Raw genomic sequence first — 14,243 nt, 5'->3', positions numbered from 1 at the left:
GATGGGTCTTGCGCTTTGTCCTCAGGCCCATATGGTTAGAACCATTCTAAAAAGATGAGGCCCAAATGCGCTTTCTTCCACAGCGAAAACGGTTTTCGGACCTGACCGGCCAGGAGATCCTGGCGCTGGCCATTTCATCCGAAGAAGACGACGCCCGGATCTATCGCGGCTATGCCGCGCGGCTGCGGGAGGATTTTCCTGCCACCGCGAAGATGTTCGATGGCATGGCCGCCGAAGAGGATGAGCACCGCGCCCGATTGATCGCCCTGCATGAACAGCGGTTTGGCCCCGCGATCCCGCTGATCCGGCGGGAACATGTGGCAGGCTATTACAACCGCCGCCCGATCTGGCTGATGGAAAACCTCAGCCTTGAGCGGATCCGCGAAGAAGCCAAGGCGATGGAGGCGGAGGCCGAACGCTTCTACCTCGCCGCAGCAGCCCGCACCCAGGACGCCGCCACCCGCAAATTGCTGGGTGATCTGGCCGCCGCCGAAGCAGGCCACCGCGACACCGCCGCCGAGCTGGAAGAGGCGCATCTGACGGGCGATGCGCGATCTGAGGAAGACCGCACCGCGCACCGGCAGTTCGTGCTGACCTGGGTGCAGCCGGGGCTGGCCGGGCTGATGGATGGTTCGGTCTCCACTCTGGCGCCGATCTTTGCCACCGCCTTTGCCACGCAGGACACCTGGACGACCTTCCTGGTCGGCGTTGCTGCCTCTGTGGGGGCGGGCATTTCCATGGGCTTTACCGAAGCGGCCTCGGACGATGGCGAGCTGTCGGGGCGCGGATCGCCGATGAAACGGGGCATTGCCTCGGGGGTGATGACAACGCTCGGCGGGCTTGGCCATGCCCTGCCCTATCTGATCCCCGAGTTCTGGACCGCGACGACCATCGCCTTTTTCATCGTGTTCGTGGAACTCTGGGCGATTGCCTGGATCCAGAACAAATACATGGAGACACCGTTCTGGCGCGCCACGCTACAGGTGGTTCTGGGCGGCGCGCTGGTTCTGGGTGCGGGCGCCCTGATCGGCAGCGGCTGACCTCTGAGATCCAGAGGCGGCACTCCCGCCCGTCGGAAGCGGTCCCGGGGACCGCCGCCTCCCGTTGGGCGTAGCGCCGCGCTGGCGCGCGGCGGGTTGCGCACCATCGCCACCGGGGCACAGGTCGAAGCAGGCAAAACCATAGCCAAATCATGTCCCTGCCGCGCACCAGCGCGGCGCGGCCCAACGGGAGCCCTGCAGGTTTCATGCAGAGGCGACGGGCGGGAGGCGCGCGCTCATCTCTTCCTCCCGCCAGCCCAATCAGGTCACCCACGAGCGCAATCAGGCTTTTCGTTTTGGTAAAATCAGGTTACCAGTTCAGCGATGGCTGACATATTCTTCAGAACCCTGCCCTTCTTTGCGATCATTGGCCTTGGCTACTGGGCCGGGCGCACGCGGTTCTTCACCGAAGAGGCCACGGCCTATCTGACGAAATTTGTCTTCTTCTTCCCACTTTCGGCGATGATTTTCCGCTTTGCCGCCAACCTGTCCTTTGCCGAGGTCTTCGATCCCAACCTGATCCTCGGCTATCTGGCAGGCACCGTCGCGGTCTACCTTATCGCCACGACGGTGGCGGCCCTCAGGGGGTTGGACGTGCCCACCGCAGCGGTCGAGGCGCAATGCGCCGCCATCGGCAACGTCGGTTTCCTTGGCCTGCCGATGATGGCGATCCTATTCGGTGAAGCCTCCATCGGGCCGATGATGGTGGTGCTGAGCGTCGATCTGGTGGTGTTCTCCTCGCTGATCGTCATCCTGATCAATGCCGGGCGCGGATCAGGTCTGGGGCCGCGCACCCTGAAACTGGTCGCAATGGGATTGGTACGCAACCCGATGATCGTGGCCATCGTCGCCGGGCTGGCCTGGTCCGCCTCGGCGCAGCCGATCCCGGCGCCGGTCAATGATTTCCTGTCGATCCTCGGCGGCGCCGCCACCCCCGGCGCGCTTTTTGCCATCGGCGCCTCGCTGGCCTCGAAATCAGCCGAGCGCATGCAGGTTGCCGTCTGGCTTAGCTTTGCCAAGCTGGTGCTGCATCCGCTCTGCGTTGCCATTGGCGTGTTGTGGCTGGTGCCCGTCGCCAGCTTTCCGGCCTCGGTGGCCATCGCGGCAGCCTCGCTGCCGGTGGCGGGCAATGTCTACATGCTGGCGCAGCATTACAACGTCGCGCCGCACCGGGTTTCAGCGGCGATTCTGATTTCGACCGCGCTGTCGATCCTGACCGTACCGCTGGCTATCGCCTGGGCGTCTGGACTTTAATCTCCACCAACCGGCCAGCATTCAGTCTTTTGCAAAGCTTCTGACGCAAAAAGGCTGCGACAGGGCGCCGCAACACTGGACCCGGCCCCCGTCGGCGGGTAGCTGATAGGCACTCATTTGCAAGGAGCCTCACCATGGAAACCGTATCGGAAAACAAATGCTTTGGCGGCGTGCAGGGCGTCTACCGGCACAAGAGCACGGTCACCAACTGCGATATGACCTTTGGCCTGTTCCTGCCGGAAGAGGCAAAGGATGGTCCGGTGCCGCTCCTGTGGTTCCTGTCGGGGCTGACTTGCACCCATGAAAACGCCATGACCAAGGCGGGCGCGCAGGCCTGGTGCGCCGAGCAGGGCATCGCCATTGTTTTCCCCGACACCTCGCCGCGCGGCGACGATGTGGCTGACGATGAAAACTACGACCTGGGCAAGGGCGCGGGGTTCTACGTGAATGCAACCCAGGATCCCTGGGCGCCGCATTACCAGATGTGGGACTATATCGCCGAAGAACTGCCCGCCTTTCTGGGCGCAAACTTCTCGGTCGATCTGGAGCGGCAAGCGATCTCCGGCCACTCCATGGGCGGCCATGGCGCGCTGACGCTGGCGATGAACCTGCCGGGCCGGTTCCGCTCGGTCTCGGCCTTTGCGCCGATCTGCAACCCGACCGCCAGCGACTGGGGCCGCAAGCAGCTGACCGCCTATCTGGGCGCGGATGAGGCGGCATGGGCGAAACATGACGCCAGCCTGATGATGCGCGGTACCGGTTTTGACGGACCGGTTCTTGTCGACACTGGCACCGCCGACCAGTTCTATGAGCTGCTGCGCCCCGAAGCCCTGGCACAGGCTGTCGCCGAACGCCGCCAGCAGGCCACGCTGCGGCTGCAACCGGGCTATGACCACAGCTATTTCTTCATCTCCACCTTCATGGAAGAGCATGTCTCGTTTCACGCCGAGGCGCTGTACCGGGACTGATCCGCAAAAGGACCGAACCACATGAGCCAGTACGACTACGATCTTGTCATCATCGGCTCTGGCCCCTCGGGCCGGACTGCCGCCATTCAGGCCGGGAAACTCAAGCGGCGGGTGCTGGTCATCGACCGCAAGGACCGGCTGGGGGGCGTTTCGGTGCACACCGGCACGGTGCCGTCGAAAACCCTGCGAGAAACGGTGCTGAACCTCACTGGCTGGCGCGAGCGCAGTTTCTACGGCCGCGCCTACCGGGTGAAGGATCAGATCGACGCCGAGGACCTGAAGGCGCGCCTGCATATGACGCTGGACCACGAGGTGGACGTGCTGGAGCACCAGTTCAACCGCAACCACGTGGACTGGCTGGCAGGGCTTGCGCGCTTTACCGGTCCAAACGAGATTGAAGTGGCGACAGAGGCCGGCGACACCACTCGGGTCACCGGCGAGAAATTCCTGATCGCTACCGGCACCCGCACCTATCGCCCCGATGACGTGCCCTTTAACGGCAAGACCGTGGTCGATGGCGACGAGTTCCTGGAAATGGAGGAAATCCCGCGCTCGCTGATCGTGGTGGGCGCCGGGGTCATCGGCGTGGAATATGCCACCATGTTCTCGGCGCTTGATGTGCGAGTGACCCTGATCGAGCCGCGCGAGACCTTCCTGGATTTCATCGACCGCACCATCATCGAGGACTTCACCCATCAGATCCGCGAAAACGGTGTCGACCTGCGGTTAGGCTCAGCCATCGAGAAGATCGAGGACGAAGGCAGCCATATCGAGGTCAGCATGGCCAATGGCCGCCATGTGCGCGGTGAAATGCTGCTGTTCGCGGCCGGACGCATGGGCAATACCGACAATCTGAACCTCAAGGCCGTGGGGCTGGAGACCGACCACCGAGGTCGCATCAGCGTCGAGCGCAAGACCTACCAGACCTCGGTGCCGCATGTATATGCCACCGGCGATGTGATCGGGCACCCCTCGCTCGCCTCCACATCCCTGCAGCAGGGGCGCGTTGCCGCCTGTCACGCGCTGGAGACGCCCACCGTCCCCGAAAGCCCCTGGTTCCCCTATGGCATCTACTCAGTGCCGGAAATCTCCACCTGCGGCATGTCCGAGGAAGAGTTGCAGGAGCGCGGTGTGCCCTATGAAGTCGGAATCGCGCGGTTCCGCGAAACCTCCCGCGGGCATATCATGGGGCTGGAACACGGCATGCTGAAGATGCTGTTCTCGCTGAAAACCCGCCGGGTGCTGGGCGTGCAGATCGTCGGCGAAGGCGCGACCGAGCTTATTCACATTGCGCAGGCGGTGCTGAACCTTCAGGGCACGGTGGAATACTTCGTCCAGAACACCTTCAACTACCCGACCCTGGCCGAGGCCTACAAGATCGCGGGTCTGGATGCCTTCAACCGGATGCCCATCCCGGATGAGTTCAAGGTGAAGCAGCCGACCAAAGCGCCCGAGACATCAGAGCCTAAAAAGGCGAAAGAGTGAGCGCGCTTTACATCGATGCCGACGCCTGCCCGGTCAAGGCAGAGGCTGAGCGGGTCGCCACCCGTCACGGGCTGAAGATGTTCGTGGTATCCAACGGCGGCTTGCGCCCCTCGGCCAATCCGCTGGTGGAAACCGTGATCGTCTCCGAAGGCGCCGATGTGGCCGATATGTGGATCGCCGACCGCTGCGGACCGGGCGATGTGGTGGTGACCGGCGATATCCCTCTCGCCGCCAAATGCATCGAGACCGGCGCCCGGGTTCTGCGCCACAATGGCGAACGCTTCACCGAGGCCAACATCGGCCAGCAGCTTGCCATGCGCGACCTGATGGCCGATCTGCGCGCCGCCAACCCGCTTGGCGCGGGCGGCAGCGGCAAGGGCTTCACCAAAGCGGACCGCTCGCGGTTTCTGGACAGTCTGGAGCGCGAGATCCGGGCCGCCAAACAGTCCTGAACGAAAACAATTTTCCGGCAACAAAGTCTCACCCAGAGCCTTGCGGCGGAGAGGCAACTCCGTCACTGATCAGGCAAGCGTGCAGGGGGGCCCATGAGTCAGGAAATCAATGTCAGCGTTCTGGGGCTTCTGGCCGCCGCCGGATCGGCCATCAGTTTCTCCGTCATCGACGTGATCTTCAAATTCCTGTCCGGGGATTACCCGCTTTACCAGGTGGTCATGGTCCGCTCTGTGGTGGCGCTGTTGGTGCTGGCGGCGGTGATTATTCCCCTCGAAGGGGGATTTAACATCCTGCGCACCCGGCAGCCGAAACTGCACCTGATGCGCTGCTGCGCGGTGCTGTTTGCCAACATCTGCTTTTTCACCGGGCTGGCCATCATGCCCATCGCCGAGGCTGTCGCCATCGCCTTTGCCACGCCCTTGATCGTGACTGCCCTGTCGGTCGTCGTGCTCAAGGAACGCGTCGGTCCCTGGCGCTGGGGTGCGGTGGCGGTGGGGTTCCTTGGCATTCTGATCATCATGCGGCCCGGCCCCGGCAGTTTCCAGGCCGCCGCGATCCTGCCATTCCTGGGCGCCTGCGGCTATGCCACGCTGCACGTGCTTACCCGCCGGGCGGGCGGCGCCGACAAGGCAGCAACCCTGTCGTTCTACCCCACCTTCGGCTTTCTTGTGGTCAGCGCGCTGGTCGGCCTTTTCACCGGTGACGGGCGGTTTGCCACCGGCGACAACGCCGCAGTGGATTACATCCTGCGCGCCTGGGTCTGGCCCGCGCCTCAGGACTGGTGGCTGTTCATCGGGGTCGGACTGGCCGGATCCGTTGGCGGCTATCTGGTCAGCCAGGCCTACCGGCTGAACGAGGCCGGTCTTGCCGCGCCGTTTGAGTATATCGCCATGCCGATGGCCGTGCTTTGGGGCGTTCTGGTGTTCGATGAATGGCCCGATCTGCCGGTCTGGGCCGGTTCGGCCTTGATCATCGGCGCCGGCCTTGTTTCAGTCTGGCGGGAAACCCGGCGCAGCCGCCCGGTGGCCCGCCCTCGCCCACGCTCGGCCGGGTAATGTAACGGAACAGGAAGCAGCAGATGCCCATTGACGCCGTCGTTTTCGACATTGGCCGCGTGCTGATCGAATGGAACCCCGAGGCTTTCTTTGACGCCCGCCTTGGCCCCGAGCGCCGCAAGAGGCTGTTTGCCGAGGTCGATCTGCACGGGATGAACCTGGGCGTGGACCGCGGCGATGATTTCCGCGCCTCGGTCTACGGGCTGGCCGAGCGTCACCCGGAGTGGTCCGAGGAAATCCGCCACTGGCACGACAGCTGGATCGAAATGGCCTCTCCCGAGATCCCGCATTCGGTGCGACTGATGCGGGCGCTGCAGGCGCGCGGTACGCCGGTGTTTGCCCTAACCAATTTCGGCGTCGGCACCTTTGCGGTGGCGCGCAGGGTCTATCCGTTTTTCGATGAATTCGATCGGGCCTTCGTGTCGGGCGATCTGCGCACCATCAAGCCCGAGCCCGAGATCTATGCGCATCTGGAACGCGACACAGGCATTGCGCCGGAGCGCCTGCTGTGCACCGATGACCGCCCCGAAAACATTGACGCCGCCGCGCAGCGCGGCTGGCATACCCATCTATTCACCACACCCGACACCTGGGCCGCGCGCCTGGTGGCAGAGGGGCTTTTGACCCCAGAGGAGGCACAATGAGCATTCCATCCATCGGCTTCAAAGAAGGCGAGGCCCTGCTGGACTGGGTCGCGTTTGCCGAGGCGCTGGCCAAGGGGCACGACATGCCCAAGGCGGAAATCGGCGATACCTTCCTCTACCGCGACCCCGACACGCTGCTCAGCCGCTCGGCCTGGATCGATGGCATGGGGCTGGCCGTGAAAACGGCGACGATCTTTCCCGGCAACCCCAAGGCGGGCAAGCCGATGGTGAATGGCGCCGTCTGTCTTTACTCCGATCAGGACGGTACCCTGGACGCGCTGGTGGATTTCCACCTGGTGACCAAGTGGAAGACCGCGGGCGACAGCCTGCTGGGCGCCATGCGGCTGGCCAACCCGGATAGCCGCGACATCCTGATTGTCGGCGCGGGCACCGTGGCCGGATCGCTGGTCGAGGCCTTCGGTGCCGCCTACCCCCGCGCCCAGATCCGGGTTTGGAACCGCACCCAGTCCAAGGCCGAAGACATGAAGGCCAGCTATCCGCAGATCGAGGTGGCCGCCGATCTCGAAGCCGCCGTGCGCTCGGCCGATATCATCGTCACCTCCACCATGTCATCGACCCCGGTGGTTCAGGGCGCATGGCTGAAACCCGGCCAGCATCTGAACCTCATCGGCGCCTACCGCCCCGACATGCGCGAAACCGATGACGAGGCGCTCTGCCGCGCGCGCATCTATTGCGACAGTTTCGACACCACGCTGGATCACATCGGCGAATTCAAGATCCCGTTGGCCGAGGGCGTCATCCAGCGCGGCGATGTGCTTGCGGATTTCTATTCCCTCGACAACTTCCCGGCCTACGACCCCGAGGCGATCACCCTGTTCAAGAACGGCGGCGGCGCCCATATGGACCTGATGACGAGCCGTCACATTCTGGACAAATGGCGCGCCAAGGGATGAAATACGGCCAATAATCAAAGCCTATGAGATCTTGAAGGGACACGGAGCAAGCCTGATCAATTCTTGATCTGGCCAGAGGAGCCGCAGTTTTCTGACGTCCTGTTGATGCAAGTCATCTTTGAGCGTCAAGATCGAACAACATCAGGGTTGGAGGCCAAGGCGCGGGAAATCACGCACGCGCGTCTCGCAGGTACTCCAACCCAATCTCACCAGACTTTTCAAGGAAGCTCAGGACACTAAGGGTGAAACGGTTCTCCTTGCTTGGATCAAGGACGGGTTCACCATCGACCACCGTGATGCCATCAAACATCCGAGTGAATTGGCTTTGCCTTGCCTCTGACATGGTCCAGTCAGCATCAAAGGCAACGTTTTCCGGCTGCACGACCAGCCCTTCTTCAGCAGTATCCAGTGTCGCATAGCCTTTGTCATAGTTGGCGGCATGTACGCTGGAGAAGACGTCAACCTGGAGTCTCAACTCGCCACGCTGGAATTCGTCCCGCCGTTTGGCCAGCAAATCGGCGCGTATTGCCTCCAAATTATCCTCCTGCAGCGGCTCGCCAAGCTCCGTCCGCTCCGCGATAACCCCCGTGAACTTCCCGAACTCATCACTGCGCGCCATCTCAAACGTGGTTTTGATTGCATTCATTTGCATATCGACCATCGCGTTGATCTGATGATCAATGAGCTCTTCTTCGGTCATGCCTACGTACTGCTCACCAATTACAATCGACCGGGCATTGCTGAGCATCTCTGCGCCCTGCGGCGCAAGGGATAACTGCAGGTTGAATTTCATCTGCAAAAGACCGGCCGCTTTTGTCTCATCGGACAGCTTCTGAGATTGCTCAGGCTCCAGATCGGGCAGTATCGTGTCCTCCGGCAGGCCCTGTCCTGGTTCAAGTTCAAGATCCTGATTTGCCAGCCCGCGAAAAACCGCGCCAATAGTCTTCAACTCATTCGTGGCCAGGGATCGGATCGTGTCCAAGATATCTTGCGTCTTCTGCGACAGCGTGGCCGGGCCGACCGACGTAACCCTTGGATCGGAATAGAAACCGTTCATGTCTGTATTGACACCACGGCTAAAAACACTGGCCGGGCCGGGCGATGCAGCAGGTTGTCCCGCCGGATCAGCCGCCTTGGGCTCTTGAAATAGCGAAGTCGTGTAAGTGCTGAAAGTATGATTGATTTGCATGGTTTACCTCACAATACGGCGGCCAGGCCTCGAATTGACCCATCCACTGTATCACAGTGATACTCATAAAAACGGGTAAACGATGCAGGCCGCAATCGTTAAAGCTGTCACAAGAGACATGCCAGCGCGGCTGCTTCCGTCACACCACGTGATGCTCAGGGCTAGCGCTCAGGTTCAAAAATCATCGCGGAGCTAAGAGGCATTCTTGGACGCTACACCGCGAAGCCGACACTGCTGCGGCATTCGGCACCGGCTGGATTGGTCTCACGCCGCCACACTTCCCAGCGGCCGCTCCCGTACCGGCAGGTGCACGATGGCGCTGAAGGCACCGACGGCGACACCGATCCACCACACGAAGGTGTAATCGCCATAGGCATCATACATCCGCCCGCCCAGCCAGACGCCCATGAAACTGCCCAGCTGGTGGCTGAAGAACACGATCCCGTAAAGCGTGCCCATATAGCGCAGGCCGTAGATATGCGCGACAAGGCCAGAGGTCAGCGGCACCGTCGCCAGCCACAGGGACCCCATGACGATGGAAAAGACAATCACCGACGTCGGCGTGATTGGCACCATGATAAAGGCCGCCGCCGCGATGGTCCGCCCGGTGTAGATCGCCGCCAGCAGGTACTTCTTGGAGTAGCGGTTGCCCAGATATCCCGCCAGCAGGGTGCCCCCCACATTGGCCGCCCCGATCATCGAGATCGCAACCGCCCCGAGCGCCGAGGTCGAAGTGATCCCGAGGCTATAGAGCGCCCCGCCCGGCATGATCGGCCCGCACATCTCGGTCACGAAGGCCGGGAAATGCGCGGTGACAAAGGCCAGCTGATAGCCACAACTGAAAAAACCGAGGAAGATCAGCGTATAGGACGGATCCTTGAAGGCCTTGATCAGGATGGTGCCCATGCTCTCTTCGAGCTCCGACTTGCTGGCCATCTGCGGCGCCCGCATCAGCGGCAGCGTCAGGATCAGCGCCAGCACCACGGCTGCAAAGATCAGGAACACGGTCTGCCACGTCATGAAGGACAGCATCCATTCCGCCCAGGGCGCGCCAAAGATCTGGCCCGCAGAGCCTGCCGCCGTGACAATCGCCAGCGACATTGAGCGGTTTTCATCCGAGCTGGCCCGCCCCACGACAGCCAGAACCACGCCAAAGCCAGTGCCCGCGATGCCAAAGCCCACCAGCCATTCATAGGCCTGCATTTGAAACGGCGTCACCGCCCCTGCACTCAGCACCAGCCCCGCCGCATAGGTCAGCGCGCCAAGGATGATTGCCTTTCTGTCGCCGATCTTCTCGGCCACCGCGCCAAAGATTGGCTGCCCGATCCCCCAGGCGAGGTTCTGGATCGCAATCGCCAGCGAGAATTCCGAGCGCAGCCAGCCGAACTCCTCGGCGATGGGGATCTGGAACACCCCGAACGAGGCGCGCACCGCAAAGCTGACCATGATAATCACGCAGCCCACGATCAAAACGGGGGTAAACAAGGGTGTTTTCTGTGCCGCTGCGCTGCTCATGCCGGGTCCTCCAAGTCAGAGCTGCGACGGTAGGCATTGCGCGCCCGGGGTCAATTCAAGAAATCTGCGCAGACACATAAGGAAAATTGATGTGATACGACTTCACTCCCGACAGGACCACCGCTGTTGATCGGTCGGCATGCCTTTTCAACCGCCCGCCTGCGCGCTATGGCTGGCGCCATGACCCAGGTAAGCGCGCTTTATCAGTCCCGCAGCGAGGCAGGCCAGATCCGCCCGGATCCGGCGCAGCAAGCTGTTCTGCCGGAATTCGACCGCATTGCCGAAGGGCTGATGGCCCCGCCGGTGAAACGGGGCCTTTTCCGCAAGGCCACTCGGGAAGAGGTCAAGGGCCTCTACCTTTGGGGCGGTGTCGGGCGCGGCAAATCCATGCTGATGGATCTTTTTGTCGATAGCCTCGGCGATATCCCCGCGCGGCGGGTGCATTTTCACGCCTTCATGCAGGAAATCCACGCCAAGATGCACGAGGCGCGTCAGAACGGCGTTCAGGATGCCTTGGCGCCGGTGGCAAAGGAGGTCGCCGAGTCGGTGCGCCTGCTGGCCTTTGACGAGATGCAGATCACCGATATCACCGATGCGATGATCGTGGGGCGGCTGTTTGAATCCCTGTTTGAGGCAGGCGTCACCGTGGTCACCACCTCGAACCGGGTGCCGGATGATCTTTACAAAAACGGCCTCAACCGCCAGCTCTTCCTGCCCTTCATCGATCTGATCAAGGAAAAGATGCAGGTCTGGGAAATGGTCAGCCCAGTGGATTACCGGCAGGACCGGCTCAAGGGCTCACCGGTCTATTTCTCGCCTGTGAATGCCGACTCCCGCGCCCAGCTCCGCGCCATCTGGGAGGATCTGTCGGGCGGTGATGCCCAACCCCTGACGCTTGAGGTGAAAGGCCGAGAGGTGGTGCTGCCCGGTTTCAGGAATGGCGTGGCACGGGCAAGTTTTTATGACCTTTGCGGCAAGATGCTGGGGCCGGGCGATTATCTGGCCATCGCCGAAGAGGTGAAGGTGCTGGTGCTCGAGGATATCCCGCGCCTGTCGCGCAGCAACTTCAACGAGGCAAAGCGTTTCGTCACCCTCATCGATGCGCTCTACGAGGCGCAGGTGCGGCTGATCTGCACCGCCGCGGCCGAGCCGGAATATCTATACGTCGAAGGCGACGGTGCCTTCGAGTTCGAGCGCACCGCCTCGCGCCTGCGGGAAATGCAAGACAAGGATTGGGGACAGGACGGCTGAGCCTGCCCCGCGCCGCGCAAGCGGCGCCACGCCCAACGGGATGAGATCGCAAGATCGAAGACGGGCGGGAGCGCCCCTGCCCGCCTTTGCCAAATACCTCAGCCGTTTTCGCGCAGGATATGGCCCGCCAGATAGAGCGATCCGCAGATCAGAACCCGCGCAGAGGGATCTTTGGCGATGATTGCCTGCAGCCCCGACAGGGCATCTTCGGCCCGAGCCGCGGTAATGCCGACGGATTGCGCTGCTGCCTCGGTTTCCTCAGCGCTCAGCGTCGCCGCCTCGCCGGGGATGGAGATGGCCGTTAGGCTCTCCACATGGGGCGCGAGCGGTGCCATGTAGCCGGTCACATCCTTGGTGTTCAGCATGCCGCAGATCAGATGCGTTGGCCGTTTCGGCAGCCCCACCAGCACATCCGCCAGCGCATGACCCGCCGCAGCGTTATGCCCGCCGTCCAGCCAGAGTTCGGCGCCCGCGGCAGCCTCCACCAGAGGACCGGTCTTCAGCCGCTGCATCCGGGCAGGCCATTCAGCCCGCGCCATCGCCGCCTCACAAGCCACCTCATCCGCGCCCAGATGGCGCAGGACGGCCAGAGCCATCCCCGCATTCTGCACCTGATGCGCACCGATCAGTGCGGGCATCGGCAGGTCCAGTAGCCCGGCTTCGTCCTGAAAAATTAGCCGCCCGCGTTCCTCGTAGACGTGCCAGTGCTGACCGTGGGCGATCAGCGGCGCGCCAAGGCGAGCGGCGACATCCTCGATCACCTCCATCGCCTCATCCTCTTGTGGGCCGACGACCACCGGTACGCCGCGCTTGATGATGCCTGCCTTTTCGCCCGCGATCTTGGCCAGGGTATTGCCAAGGAACTGTTCGTGATCGATCGACACAGGCGTGATCACCGACAGGGCGGGTTTTTCAATCACGTTGGTGGCATCCAGCCGCCCGCCAAGTCCGACTTCGAGCAGCGTGTAATCCGCAGGCGTGCGGGCAAATGCCAAAAGGGCTGCGCAGGTGGTGATCTCGAAATAGGTGATATTCTCACCGCCATTCTTGGCATAGCACTCGTCGAGCACCTCAGTCAGATGCGCCTCCGAGATCAGTTCTCCGGCCAGACGGATCCGTTCGTGAAACCGCGCCAGATGCGGCGAGGTATAGGCATGCACCGATTTTCCGGCCCCCTCGAGGCCTGCACGGATCATCGCCTGGGTCGATCCCTTACCATTGGTGCCTGCGATATGGATCACCGGCGGCAGCCTGTCCTGCGGGTTATCCAGCGCCGCCAGCAGCCGCCAGACCCGGTCCAGCGTCAGGTCGATGATCTTGGGGTGCAGCGCCATCATGCGATCGAGGATGGCGTCGGAACTCGCTTTGGTCATGGGTGGCTCCCGAACCGGATCTGATGAAAAAGCCCGCCCGCCGGATCAGGCAGACGGGCGCGGCAAAGCGCCCAGCGCGGGCGCTTCTTTCTATGACAGGGCTATTTGCTATCGGCCTCTGCGGCTGCGGCAGATCCCGCGTCGTTTTCGACCTCTGGCGCAGGCAACTCTTCGGCAACCGGTTCCGGCGCAGGCAGATCGCCGTGCACCTGCGGTGGCATGCTCATCAGCATGCGGACGATGGTGATCAGTTCCTCACGCAGCTCGGTGCGCGGGGTCACCCGGTCCAGCATGCCGTGATCCAGCAGGTATTCCGCGCGCTGGAACCCTTCGGGCAGTTTTTCGCGGATGGTCTGCTCGATCACCCGGGGGCCTGCAAAACAAATCAGCGCGTTGGGTTCGGAGATCTGCACATCACCCAGCATCGCATAGGAGGCCGTCACACCGCCGGTGGTGGGATGGGTCAGAACCACGATATAGGGCAGGCCTGCCTCTTTCAGCATCTGCACCGCCACGGTGGTGCGCGGCATCTGCATCAGCGACAGGATGCCTTCCTGCATGCGGGCACCGCCTGCGGCAGAGAACAGGATCAGCGGCCGGTGCAGCTTTACCGCTTCTTCGGCGGCGGCAATGATCGCATTGCCCACATACATGCCCATGGAGCCGCCCATGAAGGAAAAGTCCTGCGCCACCGCCACGATGGGCGTACGGCCCATTTCACCAGCAGCGACCAGCATGGCCTCTTTTTCGCCGGTTTTCTTCTGCGCCGCCTTCATGCGGTCTGGGTATTTCTTCTGGTCGCGGAACTTTAGCGGGTCCGCCAGCGGCTCGGGCACCTCGACCTCGCTGAACACACCGCCGTCGAACAGGGCCGTGAACCGGTCCCGCGGGGTGATGTGCATGTGATGGCCGCAGTTGGTGCAGACGTTCAGATTGTCCTTCAACTCGCGGTGAAACAGCATGGTGCCGCACTCATCGCACTTGGTCCACAGGTTCTCTGGGACTTCGCGGCGCGAGAAGATCGAGTTGATCCGCGGCCGGACGTAGTTGGTGATCCAGTTCATATCGTGCCTCTGTAGGGGCTGTTTGGCCCCTCAGATAA

General features: G+C 62.4%; 13 protein-coding genes. 9 read left to right on the top strand and 4 right to left on the bottom strand.

The features are described 5' to 3' along the window. The first annotated feature begins 65 nt into the window (after positions 1–65). The 8 genes from mbfA (at position 66) to AAFO90_RS07080 (ending at position 7,813) form a co-directional block, all read left to right on the top strand. Positions 66–1,040, top strand: coding sequence for an iron exporter MbfA (mbfA, locus tag AAFO90_RS07115; protein WP_274833282.1), 975 nt, complete (start codon positions 66–68; stop codon positions 1,038–1,040). A 324-nt stretch (positions 1,041–1,364) separates the two neighbouring features. After that, positions 1,365–2,294: an AEC family transporter gene (locus AAFO90_RS07110; RefSeq protein ID WP_347508931.1), complete on the top strand. Its 930-nt coding sequence runs from the start codon at positions 1,365–1,367 to the stop codon at positions 2,292–2,294. Positions 2,295–2,428: 134 nt separating this feature from the next. Continuing rightward, positions 2,429–3,262 carry an S-formylglutathione hydrolase gene (gene fghA / locus AAFO90_RS07105; protein ID WP_274835567.1) on the top strand — a complete coding sequence of 278 codons (834 nt, stop codon included), beginning with the start codon at positions 2,429–2,431 and terminating at the stop codon, positions 3,260–3,262. Between the two features lie 21 nt (positions 3,263–3,283). Further along, entirely contained in the window at positions 3,284–4,747 is a 1,464-nt protein-coding gene (gene sthA / locus AAFO90_RS07100) for a Si-specific NAD(P)(+) transhydrogenase (protein WP_347508930.1), read from the top strand. After that, the gene (locus AAFO90_RS07095; protein ID WP_274839998.1) at positions 4,744–5,199 is read left to right on the top strand and encodes a YaiI/YqxD family protein; all 456 of its coding nucleotides are present in this window, start codon (positions 4,744–4,746) and stop codon (positions 5,197–5,199) included. Before sthA ends, AAFO90_RS07095 begins: the two co-directional genes overlap by 4 nt. A gap of 93 nt (positions 5,200–5,292) precedes the next feature. Beyond that, the gene (locus AAFO90_RS07090; RefSeq protein WP_347508929.1) at positions 5,293–6,255 is read left to right on the top strand and encodes a DMT family transporter; all 963 of its coding nucleotides are present in this window, start codon (positions 5,293–5,295) and stop codon (positions 6,253–6,255) included. 23 nt (positions 6,256–6,278) lie between these two features. Continuing rightward, the gene (locus AAFO90_RS07085; RefSeq protein WP_347508928.1) at positions 6,279–6,899 is read left to right on the top strand and encodes an HAD family phosphatase; all 621 of its coding nucleotides are present in this window, start codon (positions 6,279–6,281) and stop codon (positions 6,897–6,899) included. Further along, positions 6,896–7,813, top strand: coding sequence for an NAD(P)-binding domain-containing protein (locus AAFO90_RS07080; RefSeq protein WP_347508927.1), 918 nt, complete (start codon positions 6,896–6,898; stop codon positions 7,811–7,813). The genes AAFO90_RS07085 and AAFO90_RS07080 overlap by 4 nt, the downstream gene beginning before the upstream one ends. A gap of 169 nt (positions 7,814–7,982) precedes the next feature. Here AAFO90_RS07080 and AAFO90_RS07075 read toward each other — a convergent pair whose 3' ends face one another. Together AAFO90_RS07075 and AAFO90_RS07070 are read right to left on the bottom strand one after the other, a co-directional pair. Next, positions 7,983–9,002, bottom strand: coding sequence for a hypothetical protein (locus tag AAFO90_RS07075; RefSeq protein ID WP_347508926.1), 1,020 nt, complete (start codon positions 9,000–9,002; stop codon positions 7,983–7,985). A gap of 264 nt (positions 9,003–9,266) precedes the next feature. Next, positions 9,267–10,517, bottom strand: a complete 1,251-nt coding sequence (locus AAFO90_RS07070) for an MFS transporter (protein WP_347508925.1) — start codon at positions 10,515–10,517, stop codon at positions 9,267–9,269. A 180-nt stretch (positions 10,518–10,697) separates the two neighbouring features. Between AAFO90_RS07070 and zapE the strand changes: the two genes are divergently transcribed. Continuing rightward, positions 10,698–11,768, top strand: coding sequence for a cell division protein ZapE (gene zapE / locus AAFO90_RS07065; protein WP_347508924.1), 1,071 nt, complete (start codon positions 10,698–10,700; stop codon positions 11,766–11,768). A 98-nt stretch (positions 11,769–11,866) separates the two neighbouring features. On the opposite strand, the gene AAFO90_RS07060 is transcribed toward zapE, so the two are convergent. Both AAFO90_RS07060 and accD read right to left on the bottom strand, forming a co-directional pair. Continuing rightward, complete coding sequence (locus tag AAFO90_RS07060; protein ID WP_347508923.1) at positions 11,867–13,141, bottom strand: folylpolyglutamate synthase/dihydrofolate synthase family protein; 1,275 nt, start codon at positions 13,139–13,141, stop codon at positions 11,867–11,869. A 101-nt stretch (positions 13,142–13,242) separates the two neighbouring features. Next, positions 13,243–14,205, bottom strand: coding sequence for an acetyl-CoA carboxylase, carboxyltransferase subunit beta (accD, locus tag AAFO90_RS07055; protein ID WP_065271643.1), 963 nt, complete (start codon positions 14,203–14,205; stop codon positions 13,243–13,245). Positions 14,206–14,243: the final 38 nt, after the last annotated feature.

The sequence above is a fragment of the Phaeobacter sp. CAU 1743 genome (genome assembly GCF_039839315.1).
GTDB lineage: Bacteria > Pseudomonadota > Alphaproteobacteria > Rhodobacterales > Rhodobacteraceae > Phycobacter > Phycobacter gallaeciensis_A.
Note: the sequence above shows the minus strand (reverse complement) of the source record. Positions and strands in the feature narration are given on the sequence as shown.

Coding starts and splice junctions, on each gene's coding strand:
- AAFO90_RS07070 (WP_347508925.1), bottom strand. CDS start 10,517: ATGAGCAGCGCAGCGGCACAGAAAACACCCTTGTTTACCCCCGTTTTG.
- AAFO90_RS07085 (WP_347508928.1), top strand. CDS start 6,279: ATGCCCATTGACGCCGTCGTTTTCGACATTGGCCGCGTGCTGATCGAA.
- sthA (WP_347508930.1), top strand. CDS start 3,284: ATGAGCCAGTACGACTACGATCTTGTCATCATCGGCTCTGGCCCCTCG.
- AAFO90_RS07110 (WP_347508931.1), top strand. CDS start 1,365: ATGGCTGACATATTCTTCAGAACCCTGCCCTTCTTTGCGATCATTGGC.
- zapE (WP_347508924.1), top strand. CDS start 10,698: ATGACCCAGGTAAGCGCGCTTTATCAGTCCCGCAGCGAGGCAGGCCAG.
- AAFO90_RS07090 (WP_347508929.1), top strand. CDS start 5,293: ATGAGTCAGGAAATCAATGTCAGCGTTCTGGGGCTTCTGGCCGCCGCC.
- fghA (WP_274835567.1), top strand. CDS start 2,429: ATGGAAACCGTATCGGAAAACAAATGCTTTGGCGGCGTGCAGGGCGTC.
- AAFO90_RS07080 (WP_347508927.1), top strand. CDS start 6,896: ATGAGCATTCCATCCATCGGCTTCAAAGAAGGCGAGGCCCTGCTGGAC.
- AAFO90_RS07075 (WP_347508926.1), bottom strand. CDS start 9,002: ATGCAAATCAATCATACTTTCAGCACTTACACGACTTCGCTATTTCAA.
- accD (WP_065271643.1), bottom strand. CDS start 14,205: ATGAACTGGATCACCAACTACGTCCGGCCGCGGATCAACTCGATCTTC.
- AAFO90_RS07060 (WP_347508923.1), bottom strand. CDS start 13,141: ATGACCAAAGCGAGTTCCGACGCCATCCTCGATCGCATGATGGCGCTG.
- mbfA (WP_274833282.1), top strand. CDS start 66: ATGCGCTTTCTTCCACAGCGAAAACGGTTTTCGGACCTGACCGGCCAG.